We start from the raw sequence: 14,274 nt of genomic DNA, 5'->3' as shown, positions 1-14,274 counted from the left end.
CCAAGCAAACTGAATCTACTCAACCACCTGGAGTAACAAATGCGATTGAATCACCTCGTAAAATCCGTCGTCCTCGCCGTGGCAGCGACATTGACGGTTTCCTCTGCGATGGCAGCGGAAATCACCGGTGCCGGTGCTTCTTTTCCTTATCCAATTTATTCCAAGTGGGCTGAAGCCTACAAGGGCGCTACCGGCAACAGCCTGAACTATCAGTCGATCGGTTCCGGCGGCGGCATCAAGCAAATCAAAGCCAAAACGGTTGATTTCGGTGCTTCCGACATGCCATTGAAAGTCGAAGATCTGAACGCCGACAACCTGATGCAATTCCCGGCGATCATGGGCGGCGTGGTACCGGTCGTCAATCTGGACGGCGTCGCTCCTGGACAGATCAAACTGACAGGCCTGGTGCTGGCCGATATCTATCTGGGCAAGGTCACCAAGTGGAATGCAGCGGAAATTGCCGCCCTCAATCCTGGCGTTAAATTGCCGGCGGAAGACATCACCGTGGTGTATCGCGCTGACGGCTCCGGCACTTCATTTGTGTTCACCAGCTATTTGTCCAAGACCAGCGCTGCGTTCAAGAGCGGCGTCGGCGCCGGTACTGCGGTCAAATGGCCGGTCGGGGTAGGCGGCAAGGGTAACGAAGGCGTCGCCGCCAACGTCCAAAAGATCAAGGGCGCGATTGGCTACGTTGAATATGCCTACGCCAAGAAGAACAAACTGCAACACACCCAACTGAAGAATCGCGACGGCAGCTTCGTGCAGCCGGATGACGAAACTTTCAAGGCCGCCGCCGCCGGTGCCGACTGGGCCAAGACTCCTGGTTTCGCGGTCGACTTCACCGACGCCGCCGGCAAGACCAGCTGGCCTATCACCAGCGCTTCCTTCATCTTGATGCACAAAACACAAGCTGATGCTGCCAAGGGCAAGGAAGTCCTGAAGTTCTTCGACTGGGCATACAAGAACGGCGGTGCATCGGCAACGGAACTGGATTACGTGGCGATTCCGGCATCGGTCGTGAAGCTGGTTGAAGACGCCTGGAAGGCACAAGTCAAAGACAGCGCGGGCAAGGCAGTCTGGTAATTATTTAGTGTCTTTTTAATTGCAAGGTTCAGTTTGCCCTGCAAGCTGTAGAAACAAGCCGCAAGCTTGCGTCCGGCACGGACACGAGCTTGCGGTTATCGAAGATACGGATTTTGCACAGCAAATTCAAACCAGGCTATCGCTGCGCACTGAAGCCGCATGTTAAATAACGGCATGGCCGCCATAGCATTCGCCGCAGTGTCTTCTTATACTTCACCGGATATCGCTACACATGAGTGCAAATACTCTTGCCATGGCACATACACTTTCTCCCCCCGCACTCAGCGCTGAACAGGCTGGCATCTCGCATCAGGCCCTGCATGCGACGATGCGCAAGCAACGCATCCAGGATTTCTTTTTTCATAAAGTGACGCTGCTATTTTCGCTGATCGTGTTGTTGGTGCTGCTTGGCATTATCGTTTGTCTGGCCATCGGCGCCTGGCCGGTGTTTCGCGAGTTCGGCCCGGCTTTTATCACCACTATCGAGTGGGACCCGGTCAATGACCATTACGGCGCGATGATCGCGATTGTCGGCACGCTGGTGACCTCGTTGATCGCGTTGTTGATTGCGTTCCCGGTGAGCTTCGGGATCGCCTTGTTCCTGACGGAAATCTGCCCGACCAAATTGCGCCGTCCGCTGGGTACCGCGGTCGAGTTGCTGGCCGGCGTGCCCAGCATCATTTACGGCATGTGGGGCTTGTTCGTGTTTGCGCCGCTATTTGCTGAATACGGACAACCGTTTTTGTCGGCGACGCTCGGTCAGCTGCCGTTCGTCGGAGTCTTGTTCAACGGCCCCAAGATGGGGATAGGGATGTTGACCGCGGGCTTGATTTTATCGGTGATGATTATCCCGTTCATCGCCTCGGTCATGCGCGATGTGTTTGAAGTGGTGCCGGCAGTCTTGAAAGAATCCGCCTACGGGCTGGGCTGCACGCGCTGGGAAGTGGTGCGCAAGGTGGTGCTGCCCTATGCCAAAACTGGCGTGGTCGGCGGCGTCATGCTGGGTCTGGGGCGAGCGCTGGGGGAAACCATGGCGGTTACCTTCGTCATCGGCAATTCGCAGCGGCTGTCCTGGTCGCTGTTCGCGTCGGGCAATAGCATCGCCTCGACCCTCGCCAATGAAATCGCCGAGGCCTCGACCACGATGCATGTGTCGGCGCTGTTCGCACTCGGCCTGATCCTGTTCGTGATCACCTTCATCGTGCTGTCGCTAGCCAAAATCATGTTGATGGGCATGTCCCGTAAAGAAGGCGCCAAATGAAGAATTCGCCGCAAATCGAGATCGATACACTGCACCAGCCAGCGACCAATGCGGTCTATCGCAGGCGCTTGCTGATGCACCGCTTCGGCATGCTGCTGTCGTTCCTGGCGATGGCGCTCGGGTTGCTGGTGTTGCTGTGGATTCTGGCGACCCTGGTGAGCAAGGGCTTGGGCGCGCTCAGTCTCGGCATGCTGACGCAAAACACGCCGGCGCCTGGCTCCGGCGCCGGCGGCTTGCTCAATCCGATTATCGGCAGCCTGATGCTGGTCGGCCTGGCGACGCTGATCAGCACGCCGATCGGGATTCTGGCCGGCATCTATCTGGCTGAATACGGCGAGCAAAGCAAGCTTGCGCAAATTACGCGCTTTGTCACCGACATCATGCTGTCGGCGCCGTCGATCGTGATCGGCCTGTTTGTCTATGCGATCTATGTCGCCAAGGTCGGTCATTTCTCCGGCTGGGCCGGAACTTTCGCGTTGTCCTTGATTGCGGTGCCGGTGGTGGTGCGGACTACCGACAATATGTTGCGGCTGGTGCCCGGCAGTCTGCGCGAAGCGGCTTTCGCCTTGGGTGCGCCGCGTTGGAAAGTGGCCTTGCTGGTCCGCCTGCGCGCGGTCAAGGCGGGTGTCGTGACCGGAGTGCTGCTGGCAGTGGCCCGCATCGCCGGGGAAACCGCGCCGCTGTTATTCACCGCGCTGAACAATCAGTTTTTCAGTACCAACATGAACAAGCCGATCGCCAATTTGCCGGTCGTCATCAGCCAGTTCGCGATGAGCCCGTTCGACAACTGGGTGCCGCTGGCATGGGGCGGGGCGCTGCTGATTACTTTCAGCGTGCTGGCCCTGAACATCCTGTCGCGCTCCTTGTTCAGCCAGAAAATTCCAGGTTAATTGATTCACTGCATCCACTGCGATTGCCATCACCATGCAAACATCATCAATATCGAATACGTCCGACAAGAAGCCGATCATAGAAATCTCGCAGCTGAATTTCTTCTACGGTCAGTTCCAGGGTTTGAAGAACATCAATCTGCACATCAATGAAAAGAAAGTGACGGCATTTATCGGCCCGTCCGGCTGCGGCAAATCGACGCTGCTGCGCACCCTGAACCGGATGTACGACCTGTATCCAGGCCACCGGGCGGAAGGCACGATCATGTACGGCGGCCGCAATATCCTGGAAGCAGGACAGGATCTCAACATGCTGCGGGCCAAGGTGGGCATGGTGTTCCAGAAGCCGACGCCGTTCCCGATGTCGATTTACGACAACATCGCGTTCGGTATCCGCCTGTATGAAAACCTGCAAAAAGGTGAAATGGATGAGCGCGTCGAATGGGCGCTGTCGCAAGCTGCGTTGTGGGGCGAGGTCAAGGACAAGCTGAACAAGAGCGGCCTCAGCCTGTCCGGCGGTCAGCAGCAGCGGCTGTGTATCGCCCGCAGCGTTGCGGTGCGTCCGGATGTGCTGCTGCTGGATGAGCCGACTTCGGCCCTGGATCCGATTTCGACCGCCAAGGTGGAAGAACTGATCAGCGAATTGAAGCGGGATTACACCATCGCCATCGTCACCCATAACATGCAGCAGGCTGCTCGCTGCTCCGATTACACCGCCTATATGTACCTTGGCGAACTGGTGGAGTTCGGCGAGACCGATCAGATTTTCCTGAACCCGGCACGCAAGGAAACGCAGGACTACATTACCGGTCGCTTTGGCTGATTCGGCTAACTCTATTGAATCGTAAGGAACTCAGATGACTGGCGAACATTCTTCAAAACAATATGACACGGACTTGGAAGCGATCCGCTCCAAAGTGCTGCTGATGGGCGGACTGGTCGAGCGCCAGTTTCAAGAGGCGATCAACGTCTTCCAAAACGGCAATCTGGATTCGGCCGAGCGGATCATCAAGGATGACGACAACGTCAATCGCCTGGAAGTCGAACTGGACGATGCCTGCAGCCACCTGATCGTGCGCCGTCAGCCGACCGCCAATGACCTGCGCACGGTGATGGCGACCGTCAAGGTGATTACCGACCTGGAGCGGATCGGCGACGAAGCCGCCAAGATCGCCCGCAGCGCTATTCACTTGCATAAACGCGGCGGTATCGACTCGATCGAGCACATCGACACGGTACGCGTGATTGCCAATGCCGCCGCCGATATGCTGCATGACGCGCTGGATGCATTGGCGCGGCTGGATGAAGTGCAAGCGATCAAACTGATTGCGCAGGACGCTGTGATCGATCGCGATTTCCGTTTGATCATGCGCAATCTGATTACCTTCATGATGGAAGATCCGCGCACCATTTCGGCTTCGATGGATACCCTGTGGGTGGCCAAGGCGGTCGAGCGGATCGGCGATCACGCCAAGAATATTGCCGAATACGTGATCTATATCGTCAAGGGCAAGGACGTGCGTCATACCGATTACGCCGCCAGCCAGCTCGATGACGAGGAATGACTTGCCTTCTGATGTCGCTCGATAACGCTTTGCTTGTCTAAACAAAAATGGCTGCCGATAAAACATCGATTTTGATTATTGAAGACGAGCCGGCAATTGCCGAATTGATCGGATTTACGCTCAAAGAAGCCGGCTGGAGCCCATCCATCGTGCATACCGCGGCAGAGGGCTGGGAGTTCGTCCAGCGCCGCATGCCGGAGTTGGTGCTGCTGGACTGGATGCTGCCGGATCAGAGCGGTTTGCGGCTGCTGTCGCAAATGCGGGCCGATCGCCAGCTGCAGTCGATGTTGGTCATGATGTTGACCGCCAAAAGCATGGAAGAAGACAAAATCGCCGGCCTCGACAATGGCGCCGACGACTATATGACCAAACCGTTTTCTCCGCGCGAACTGACGTCGCGGGTCAAGGCGCTATTGCGGCGCAAGAGTCCCGATCAGAGCTCCGGCGTCATGTCGGCCGGCGCCGTGACGCTCGACCCGGCCAGCTGCTCGGTTTGCCTGGAGAATGAAAAGATCGATATCGGTCACGCCGAATATCGCTTGTTGAAGTTTTTCATGACCAACCCGGACCGGGTGTTTTCGCGCAGCCAGTTGCTGGACAAGGTATGGGGCGACCACGTCGTCATCGAAGAGCGTACCGTCGATGTCCATGTGCTGCGGCTGCGCAAGGCCTTGCGCGAGGCGGAGCATCTGATCCGCACGGTGCGTAGCGTCGGCTACATGTTGTCGGCCAAGTAGCCGGCACGACTAGTGAACTGTAACGATAGATTCGATAGTGCCTGTCGTGCACTCGACGCGCATGGCGGCGTTGCAAATGCTCGCGATAGTCCACTATCGCTGTGCTGTGCGCCTTGTCCTGCACGCCGAGTACGCGCCCTTCACTTCCGAATCCACCGTTACAGTCCACTAGAGCGGCGTAATATCGCTGCGTTGCCTTTACAAAATAGTTATTTATGAACCCACAGATGCTGTTCTGGATCCCTGCATTGCTGCGGATATTGCTGGTCTTGATTGCCTCTGGCGTGATCGGGCTGTTTTTCGGCGCGATCCCTGGCTTGTTGCTGGCCCTGGTCTGCATGGCGACCGCGGTGGTGGTGCAACTGCATTATTTGTTCCGTCTCAGCGGTTGGCTGGATAATCCCCGCAGCGAAAAATTGCCCGATGGCTGGGGTGCATGGACCGATATTTTTTCGCGCCTGTACCGCTTGCGGCGCGACGATGAAAAACACCAGACCGAGTTGACCGAATGGCTGGCGCGCTTCCGGCAGGCGATGCATCTGCTGCCGGATGGCGTCGTCATCATGGACGACGTGTTGTTCCTGGAGTGGTGCAATCCGGCCGCCGAACGTCATTTGGGCCTCCAGCACGGCCGCGACAAAGGCATGCGGGTGACCAACCTGATCCGCACGCCCGAATTCATCGACTACATTATTCTCGGCCGCTACGACCAGCCGCTGACCTTGAGTCTGCGCGAGCGCAAGCTGATCGTGCAAATCATCCCGTTTGAGAATCGCCGTCAAATCCTGGTGACCCACGATGTCACCGAATCGGAACGCATCGACATGATGCGGCGCGACTTTATCGCCAACGCCTCGCATGAGCTGCGGACGCCGTTGACGGTCATTAATGGTTTTCTGGAAATCGCGCAGGCGCAACCCGATCTCGATCAAAAAACCCGTGCAGCACATCTGCAACTGATGATCGAGCAGGGACACCGCATGCAAAACCTGATCGGCGATATGTTGACCTTGACGCGTCTGGAGTCGGTCGACTACCCGCTGCGCCTGGAGCGGGTCAATATCGACGCGATGCTGCGCAGCCTGCTGCTGGAAGCCGAGGTCCTATCGGCCGGCAAGCACAGCTTAGCCTTGACCGTCGACGGCCCGGATGTGACCGGCAATGCCGACGAATTGCGCAGTGCATTCAGCAACCTGATTTCTAACGCGGTGCGTTACACGCCAGCCGGCGGGAAGATCCAGATTCTTTGGCAAAACGCCAAAGCCGGTCCGCAACTAGTGGTCAGGGATTCCGGCATCGGCATCAGCGCTGAACATATTTCCCGCTTGACCGAGCGCTTTTACCGGGTCGATAAAAGCCGTTCCAGGGATACGCAAGGAACCGGTCTGGGGCTGGCTATCGTCAAGCATGTATTGCTGCGGCATAACGGCTCATTGGGGGTGGAATCGCAGCCGGGGGAGGGTAGTGTGTTTACGGTCAAGCTGCCGGCGGGGGCTATCGTGGCTGCGGCCAAGGCTTAAGGGCTGGCATCGCTGCCTGGGATGAGGCTGCGAACTTCGGCTACAATTCGGCAGCTGCGGCGAGTCGCTCACCGCGATTGTTGCCCCGAGTCCTGTTCCACCTTCCTCTCTCATCCAATTGAATCCCATGTTTTCTTCACGCTATTTGCGTTCCTTTAGTCTTGTTTTAAGCACTCTGTTGGCGGCATGCACCACCGGTTCGCAGCAGTCCCAAGCACCGAGCCAGCCGGCAGTGCAAACCAGCACGGCGCCGACCGTATCGCCGAAGCCGCCGCGGCCGATCAAGATCGGCTTGGCATTGGGCGGCGGCGCTGCGCGTGGCTTTGCCCACGTCGGCGTGATCAAGGCGCTGGAATCGCAGGGAATCGTGCCCGATATCGTGGTCGGCACCAGTGCCGGCAGCGTGGTTGGCGCACTGTATGCTGCCGGCAATAATGGATTCGCACTGCAGAAGCTGGCGTTGCAAATGGATGAAACCGAGATTTCGGACTGGGCGGTGCCGTTTTTTGCCAAGGTCAGCGGGGTCCTGAAAGGCGAAGCTGTCCAGAATTACGTCAACAAGACAATTCACAATGTGCCAATCGAGAAACTGAAAATCCCGTTCGGTGCGGTGGCAACCGACTTGAACACCGGGAAGCCGATCTTGTTTCGGCGTGGTAATACCGGCGTTGCGGTGCGGGCATCGTCGGCTGTGCCTGGGGTGTTTCAGCCGGTGCGCGTCGGCGATCGCCAATATGTGGATGGCGGCCTGGTATCGCCGGTGCCGGTACGTTTTACACATGACATGGGGGCCGATTTTGTGATTGCGGTCAATATTTCCGCCGCGCCCGAGGCGCAGTCCGCTACCAGTTCGGTGGATGTATTGCTGCAGACGTTCGCCATCATGGGACAGAGCATCAATAACAAGGAATTGAAAGACGCCGATATCGTTATCCGGCCGGATCTCGGCACGATGAAGGGGAACGATTTCAATGCGCGTAATACGGCGATCATGGCCGGCGAGCAGGCCACGATGGCTCAAATGGCATTGATCAAGAAGAAATTGAAGGAAAAGCGCGAAGAGTAGAAATTCGGTTTCCAGGATGACGCCGGCAACCGGCGTAAGCCTGATCAATGCAGCGCATGGATGTGAAAACAGCCCCTATAAGTTTGCGACTTATAGGGGCTGTTTTGCGAATGCGGGCCGATGAGAGGGTTAGTGCGGTTTGGCGGCAGAATCAGGGTCGTTGATGCGGCGGGCGCCGTTGAAGCGATTTTTCCAGTAAGCCATATCCATGCTTTCAATCCGAACCTGGCCGCCGGCGGCCGGTGCGTGGATGAATTTGTTGTCGCCGAGATAGATTCCAACGTGAGAGAAGCTGCGTTTCAGCGTGTTGTAAAACACCAAGTCGCCCGGCTGCAAATCCTGTTTGTCGACCTTTTCGCCGCTGCGGCTCAGCTCCACCGACGTGCGCGGGACATTGACGCCCCATGCGTCCTTAAAAACATAACGTACCAAGCCGCTACAATCCAAACCGTTTTCCGGGCTGTTGCCGCCATATTTATAGCGAATGCCGAGCACGTTCATCGCGCTTACCGCCAAATCCGATGCGCGATCGGTAAATTGCTGTAGTTTGCTGCGGGTGCTTGCATGAGGTGGAACATCGAGATCGGTAATGTCAGATCCCCAGGCAGGAGCGCACAGCCAGAGGCCGGCGATGAAAGTGCACATGAGTGCAAAAATCTGGAATAGTGGCGGAACTTCTTTGATCGTCATCGTTCTGGAGGGAGTTGGGGCATTACAACCGCATGAATGTAAGGGAATAAACACACCCTGTCAAACCTGGCGGCCGGGATTGATATATGGAAGCATGTCGGGACGACAATTTCCGGCAAAAGTTCCAAGGTTTCTGAATCTCGTTCAAATTAAGCAATTCTTGTGCCATTGCAAAGTACATTGAATGTATGTGCTGAAGGTGTCTATTGCAAATCACTAAAGTACAATTGTCAGTTGTTTTTACAAGGAGCCAAAATGAAAACCAAACAAGTATTGACACTCGACGACGTAAAGAAGATTGCTGCCGCAGCCGAGGCTGAGGCGAAGGCGAACAACTGGGCGGTAACGATTACTGTGGTCGATGATGGCGGTCATCTGCTGTGGTTGCAACGGATGGATGGCGCTGCGCCGATTTCGGCCCACATTGCGCCGGCCAAGGCCAAGACCGCAGCGCTGGGTCAGCGCGAGTCGAAGATTTATGAAGACATGATCAATAACGGTCGTTTCTCGTTTATCACCGCGCCGAATCTGGAAGGCTTGCTTGAGGGTGGCGTGCCTATCCTGGTGAATGGCGAGTATCTGGGTGCGGTCGGCGTCTCCGGCGTGAAGTCGACGGAAGACGTGCAAATTGCTAAGGCTGGTATCGCTGCATTGGCTGCTTAAGTTGATTCTTGGAAATATGTGGCAATAAGTTGCAGATGACTGGTGTTAAATTGTCAGTTTTGTTGTCAATTGATCAGCGATGATTGCTTCTGCTCAACCCTCTTGCCGGTGCCTGATCCGATTTGCCGGGGAGGGGGTTTTGCGCTATAATTGCAGGGTTTAGCCCAATTTACTCCGCCGTAGCGCATATCACCTTCCATTTCGTCCAAAAAAAGACTATTTAAAATCACCAAGTCGTCACTGTTTGGGGTTTCATAACGATCGTTTGGCGCAGCGCAGCGGCGGTAACAACATCAGGAGTTACCCCTTGCAGCCATTTTTTTCTGGCCACACCGTTCCGGCCATCCTCGCGCTAGCAGATGGGTCGATTTTTCAAGGTTTTTCGATTGGCGCCGTTGGTCATACGACTGGCGAAGTAGTATTCAATACCGCCATGACCGGGTACCAGGAAATTCTCACCGACCCCAGCTATAGCGCCCAGATTGTTACTTTGACCTATCCGCATATCGGCAATACCGGCGTGAATGCGGAAGACGTCGAGTCTTCCAAGGTGCACGCTGCGGGTTTGATTATTCGCGATCTGCCGAACTTGGTCTCCAATTTCCGCTCCACCCAAACTTTGCCGGCTTATTTGCAAGAAGCCAATGTCGTCGCCATTGCCGGCATCGACACCCGCAAGCTGACCCGCATCTTGCGCGAGAAGGGCGCCCAGAGCGGCGCCATCGTCGCCGGCGAGCCGGATATCGCGGTCGCGACCGCCAAGGCGCTGGAACTGGCGCGTGGCTTCCCGGGGCTGGCCGGCATGGACTTGGCCAAAGTGGTATCCACCACCAAGGCCTACGGCTGGAGCGAGACCGAATGGCGTCTGGGCCGCGGTTACGATAAACAAATTACCCCTAAATATCACGTGGTCGCGTTTGACTACGGCGTTAAATTCAACATTCTGCGGATGCTGGCGCAACGCGGCTGCAAAGTGACCGTGCTGCCTGCACAGGCCTCAGCCGCCGATGCGCTGGCGCTCAATCCCGACGGCATCTTTTTGTCGAATGGTCCTGGCGATCCGGAGCCGTGCGATTACGCGATTGCTGCCGTGACGGAATTGATCGAGCGCGCTATTCCGACTTTCGGTATCTGCCTCGGCCATCAGATCATGGGGCTGGCTTCCGGCGCCAAGACACTTAAGATGAAATTCGGCCATCACGGCGCCAACCATCCGGTGCAGGATCTGGATACCAAGCAAGTGATGATTACTTCGCAAAACCATGGTTTTGCGGTTGATGGGGCGACGCTGCCGGCCAATTGCCGGGTCACCCACGTATCGCTGTTCGATGGTTCATTGCAAGGTTTCGAGCGTACCGACAAACCGGCATTCTGCTTCCAGGGCCACCCGGAAGCATCGCCCGGTCCGCATGACATCGCCCCCCTGTTTGATCGCTTTGTGGCGATGATGGAGAAAAACAAAAATGCCTAAGCGTAACGACATTAAAAGCATCCTGATTATTGGCGCTGGCCCGATCATCATCGGCCAGGCCTGCGAATTCGATTACTCCGGCGCCCAAGCCTGCAAGGCTTTGCGCGAAGAGGGCTATAAAGTCATCCTGGTCAACAGCAATCCGGCCACCATCATGACCGACCCGGAAATGGCCGACGTCACTTACATCGAGCCGATTACCTGGCAAGTGGTGGAACGCATTATCGCCAAGGAAAAGCCGGACGCCATCCTGCCGACCATGGGCGGCCAGACCGCATTGAATTGCGCGCTCGATCTGCATCACAACGGTGTGTTGACCAAATACGGCGTCGAGCTGATCGGCGCCTCGCCGGAAGCCATCGACAAGGCGGAAGACCGCTCCAAGTTCAAGCAAGCGATGACCAAGATCGGCCTCGGTTCAGCCCGTTCCGGCGTGGCGCACACGCTGGATGAGTCGTGGGCGGTTCAGAAAGAACTGGGCTTCCCGGTCATCATCCGTCCATCCTTCACGATGGGCGGCACTGGCGGCGGGATCGCTTACAACGCCGAAGAATTCGACATCATCTGCCGCCGCGGCCTGGAAGCGTCGCCGACCAACGAATTGTTGATCGAAGAATCGCTGATCGGCTGGAAAGAGTACGAGATGGAAGTGGTGCGCGACAAGGCGGACAACTGCATCATCGTTTGTTCCATCGAAAATTTGGACCCGATGGGCGTGCATACCGGCGACTCGATTACGGTGGCGCCGGCGCAAACGCTGACCGACAAGGAATACCAGATCATGCGTAACGCCTCGCTGGCGGTATTGCGCGAGATCGGCGTCGATACCGGCGGTTCCAACGTGCAGTTCTCGGTCAATCCGGTCGATGGCCGCATGATCGTGATCGAAATGAATCCACGCGTGTCGCGTTCGTCCGCGCTGGCTTCCAAGGCAACCGGTTTCCCGATTGCCAAGATCGCAGCCAAACTGGCGGTCGGCTTTACGCTGGATGAGTTGCGCAACGAGATTACCGGCGGTGCAACACCGGCTTCTTTCGAGCCGTCGATTGATTACGTGGTCACCAAGATCCCGCGTTTCGCGTTCGAAAAATTCCCTGCTGCGGATAATCATCTGACCACTCAAATGAAGTCGGTGGGTGAAGTGATGGCGATCGGCCGCACCTTCCAGGAGTCGTTCCAGAAAGCCTTGCGCGGCCTCGAAGTCGGGGTCGACGGCATGAACGAGAAGACCCAGGATCGCGAAGTGATCGAAGAAGAGCTTGGCGAGCCTGGTCCGGACCGTATCTGGTATGTCGGCGACGCTTTCGCTCAAGGCTTTACCTTGGAAGAAGTGCATCAGCTGACCCATATCGATCCGTGGTTCCTGTCGCAAATCAAGGAAATCGTCGATATCGAATTGTGGTTGGAAAACAGCCAGACGCTCGATGCGCTGGACCGCGACACGCTGTTCCGTCTGAAACAAAAAGGCTTTGCCGATCGTCGTTTGGCCAAGTTGTTGAAAACCACCGATACCGCGGTGCGCCTGAAGCGTCACGCGTTGAATATCCGTCCGGTCTACAAGCGGGTTGATACCTGTGCCGGCGAATTCTCGACCAACACCGCGTATATGTACTCGACCTACGAGGAAGAGTGCGAATCGCAACCGACCAACAAAAAGAAAATCATGGTGTTGGGCGGCGGACCGAACCGCATCGGTCAAGGTATCGAGTTCGATTATTGCTGTGTGCATGCGGCGCTGGCAATGCGCGAGGACGGCTACGAGACCATCATGGTCAACTGCAATCCGGAGACCGTATCGACCGACTACGATACTTCCGATCGTCTGTACTTCGAGCCGTTGACGCTGGAAGACGTGCTGGAAATCGTCGACAAGGAAAAGCCATATGGCGTGATCGTGCAATACGGCGGTCAGACGCCGTTGAAGCTGGCGCTCGATCTGGAAGCCAATGGCGTGCCTATCGTCGGCACTTCGCCAGACATGATCGATGCGGCTGAAGACCGTGAACGTTTCCAGAAAATGTTGCAGGACCTGAATCTGCGTCAACCGCCAAACCGTACCGCACGCACCGAAGAGGACGCATTGCGTCTGGCGCAGGAAATCGGCTATCCGCTGGTGGTGCGTCCGTCCTATGTCCTGGGTGGCCGCGCGATGGAAATCGTCCACGAGCAGCGCGATCTGGAGCGCTACATGCGCGAAGCGGTCAAGGTTTCGCACGACTCGCCGGTATTGCTGGACCGCTTCCTGAACGATGCGATCGAAGTGGATGTGGACTGCCTGTCCGACGGCGAACGCACCTTCATCGGCGGCGTCATGGAGCATATCGAGCAGGCCGGCGTGCACTCCGGCGACTCGGCTTGTTCATTGCCGCCTTATTCGCTGGGGCAAACCACCATCGACGAATTGAAGCGTCAGACAGCATTGATGGCCAAGGGCTTGAACGTGGTGGGCTTGATGAACGTGCAATTCGCGATTCAGCAAGTCGACGGCAACGACATCGTGTATGTGCTGGAAGTTAATCCACGCGCCTCGCGCACCGTGCCGTTCGTCTCGAAGGCAACCGGCTTGCAACTGGCGAAGATCGCAGCGCGCTGCATGGTTGGCCAATCGCTGGACAGCCAGGGCATTAAAGAAGAAGTCGTGCCGAAATACTTCAGCGTCAAGGAAGCGGTGTTCCCGTTCGTTAAATTCCCTGGCGTCGATACCATCCTCGGGCCGGAAATGAAATCTACCGGTGAAGTGATGGGTGTCGGCAAAACCTTTGGCGAAGCATTCGTCAAATCGCAACTCGGCGCCGGCATCAAGTTGCCGACTTCAGGCAAGGTCTTCCTCAGTGTCAAGAACAGCGACAAGCCGCGTGCGGTGCAGGTAGCTAAAGACTTGGTGGCGATGGGCTTCACAGTGGTGGCGACCAAGGGTACCGCTGCCGCGATCAGTGCTGCCGGGATTCCGGTCGAGACTGTCAACAAGGTGGTTGAAGGGCGCCCGCACGTTGTCGATGTGATCAAGAACAATGAGGTTGTCTTGGTGATCAACACCGTTGAAGAGAAACGCAACGCGATTGTCGATTCACGGGCGATCCGGATTTCTGCTCTGGCGGCACGGGCAACGACTTACACCACGATCGCTGGTGCGGAAGCCGCAGTCGAAGGCATGCGTCATTTGGAAGAGTTGCATGTCTACGATTTACAAGGTTTGCATAAAACCTTACACTAAGACCCCGATCAGGATCCGATTGGATCTTGACTAGGCTTTAAGTTTGAAGCGCACAATTTAGCTAGATAGAAGTCCCACGGAGGTCACAAACGGTGCCGATTTTCGGCGAGTATG

The 14,274-nt window shown here is 56.6% G+C and carries 12 protein-coding genes; 11 read left to right on the top strand and 1 reads right to left on the bottom strand.

Annotated features, from left to right (window positions below):
• Window positions 1–39 precede the first annotated feature (39 nt).
• From pstS to ACFPM8_RS09085, 8 genes are all read left to right on the top strand, one after another.
• Window positions 40–1,083 (top strand): phosphate ABC transporter substrate-binding protein PstS, encoded by a 1,044-nt coding sequence (gene pstS / locus ACFPM8_RS09120; RefSeq protein ID WP_378997182.1) that lies wholly within the window; start codon window positions 40–42, stop codon window positions 1,081–1,083.
• A 253-nt stretch (window positions 1,084–1,336) separates the two neighbouring features.
• Window positions 1,337–2,344 carry a phosphate ABC transporter permease subunit PstC gene (pstC, locus tag ACFPM8_RS09115; RefSeq protein ID WP_378997181.1) on the top strand — a complete coding sequence of 336 codons (1,008 nt, stop codon included), beginning with the start codon at window positions 1,337–1,339 and terminating at the stop codon, window positions 2,342–2,344.
• On the top strand, window positions 2,341–3,234 hold the full coding sequence (gene pstA, locus ACFPM8_RS09110; RefSeq protein WP_378997180.1) for a phosphate ABC transporter permease PstA: 894 nt from the start codon (window positions 2,341–2,343) through the stop codon (window positions 3,232–3,234). The genes pstC and pstA overlap by 4 nt, the downstream gene beginning before the upstream one ends.
• Before the next feature lie 34 nt (window positions 3,235–3,268).
• Window positions 3,269–4,057, top strand: coding sequence for a phosphate ABC transporter ATP-binding protein PstB (pstB, locus tag ACFPM8_RS09105; protein WP_378997179.1), 789 nt, complete (start codon window positions 3,269–3,271; stop codon window positions 4,055–4,057).
• Window positions 4,058–4,091: 34 nt separating this feature from the next.
• The gene (phoU, locus tag ACFPM8_RS09100; RefSeq protein ID WP_378997177.1) at window positions 4,092–4,799 is read left to right on the top strand and encodes a phosphate signaling complex protein PhoU; all 708 of its coding nucleotides are present in this window, start codon (window positions 4,092–4,094) and stop codon (window positions 4,797–4,799) included.
• A gap of 47 nt (window positions 4,800–4,846) precedes the next feature.
• Window positions 4,847–5,536, top strand: a complete 690-nt coding sequence (locus ACFPM8_RS09095) for a winged helix-turn-helix domain-containing protein (protein ID WP_378997176.1) — start codon at window positions 4,847–4,849, stop codon at window positions 5,534–5,536.
• Between the two features lie 215 nt (window positions 5,537–5,751).
• On the top strand, window positions 5,752–7,056 hold the full coding sequence (phoR, locus tag ACFPM8_RS09090; protein ID WP_378997175.1) for a phosphate regulon sensor histidine kinase PhoR: 1,305 nt from the start codon (window positions 5,752–5,754) through the stop codon (window positions 7,054–7,056).
• 127 nt (window positions 7,057–7,183) lie between these two features.
• Window positions 7,184–8,122, top strand: a complete 939-nt coding sequence (locus ACFPM8_RS09085; protein ID WP_378997172.1) for a patatin-like phospholipase family protein — start codon at window positions 7,184–7,186, stop codon at window positions 8,120–8,122.
• A gap of 129 nt (window positions 8,123–8,251) precedes the next feature.
• Here the strand turns inward: ACFPM8_RS09085 and ACFPM8_RS09080 are convergent, their stop codons facing one another.
• Entirely contained in the window at window positions 8,252–8,812 is a 561-nt protein-coding gene (locus tag ACFPM8_RS09080) for a C40 family peptidase (protein WP_378997171.1), read from the bottom strand.
• 255 nt (window positions 8,813–9,067) lie between these two features.
• Between ACFPM8_RS09080 and ACFPM8_RS09075 the strand changes: the two genes are divergently transcribed.
• The 3 genes from ACFPM8_RS09075 to carB all read left to right on the top strand — a co-directional run bounded on the left by ACFPM8_RS09075 (window position 9,068) and on the right by carB (window position 14,160).
• Window positions 9,068–9,475: a heme-binding protein gene (locus ACFPM8_RS09075; RefSeq protein ID WP_378997170.1), complete on the top strand. Its 408-nt coding sequence runs from the start codon at window positions 9,068–9,070 to the stop codon at window positions 9,473–9,475.
• A gap of 307 nt (window positions 9,476–9,782) precedes the next feature.
• Window positions 9,783–10,946, top strand: a complete 1,164-nt coding sequence (carA, locus tag ACFPM8_RS09070; protein ID WP_378997169.1) for a glutamine-hydrolyzing carbamoyl-phosphate synthase small subunit — start codon at window positions 9,783–9,785, stop codon at window positions 10,944–10,946.
• Window positions 10,939–14,160: a carbamoyl-phosphate synthase large subunit gene (gene carB / locus ACFPM8_RS09065; protein ID WP_378997167.1), complete on the top strand. Its 3,222-nt coding sequence runs from the start codon at window positions 10,939–10,941 to the stop codon at window positions 14,158–14,160. The genes carA and carB overlap by 8 nt, the downstream gene beginning before the upstream one ends.
• Window positions 14,161–14,274: the final 114 nt, after the last annotated feature.

The organism is Paraherbaspirillum soli (genome assembly GCF_042654985.1).
Taxonomy (GTDB): Bacteria; Pseudomonadota; Gammaproteobacteria; order Burkholderiales; family Burkholderiaceae_D; genus Paraherbaspirillum; species Paraherbaspirillum soli.
The sequence above is the reverse complement of the archived record's forward strand: the minus strand, read 5'-3'. Positions and strand labels throughout refer to the sequence as shown.

What these genes read in the sequence shown, in the direction of transcription:
- carB (WP_378997167.1), top strand. Translation starts at nt 10,939, where the DNA reads ATGCCTAAGCGTAACGACATTAAAAGCATCCTGATTATTGGCGCTGGC.
- pstA (WP_378997180.1), top strand. Translation starts at nt 2,341, where the DNA reads ATGAAGAATTCGCCGCAAATCGAGATCGATACACTGCACCAGCCAGCG.
- ACFPM8_RS09080 (WP_378997171.1), bottom strand. Translation starts at nt 8,812, where the DNA reads ATGACGATCAAAGAAGTTCCGCCACTATTCCAGATTTTTGCACTCATG.
- phoR (WP_378997175.1), top strand. Translation starts at nt 5,752, where the DNA reads ATGAACCCACAGATGCTGTTCTGGATCCCTGCATTGCTGCGGATATTG.
- ACFPM8_RS09085 (WP_378997172.1), top strand. Translation starts at nt 7,184, where the DNA reads ATGTTTTCTTCACGCTATTTGCGTTCCTTTAGTCTTGTTTTAAGCACT.
- phoU (WP_378997177.1), top strand. Translation starts at nt 4,092, where the DNA reads ATGACTGGCGAACATTCTTCAAAACAATATGACACGGACTTGGAAGCG.
- ACFPM8_RS09095 (WP_378997176.1), top strand. Translation starts at nt 4,847, where the DNA reads ATGGCTGCCGATAAAACATCGATTTTGATTATTGAAGACGAGCCGGCA.
- pstB (WP_378997179.1), top strand. Translation starts at nt 3,269, where the DNA reads ATGCAAACATCATCAATATCGAATACGTCCGACAAGAAGCCGATCATA.
- pstC (WP_378997181.1), top strand. Translation starts at nt 1,337, where the DNA reads ATGGCACATACACTTTCTCCCCCCGCACTCAGCGCTGAACAGGCTGGC.
- pstS (WP_378997182.1), top strand. Translation starts at nt 40, where the DNA reads ATGCGATTGAATCACCTCGTAAAATCCGTCGTCCTCGCCGTGGCAGCG.
- ACFPM8_RS09075 (WP_378997170.1), top strand. Translation starts at nt 9,068, where the DNA reads ATGAAAACCAAACAAGTATTGACACTCGACGACGTAAAGAAGATTGCT.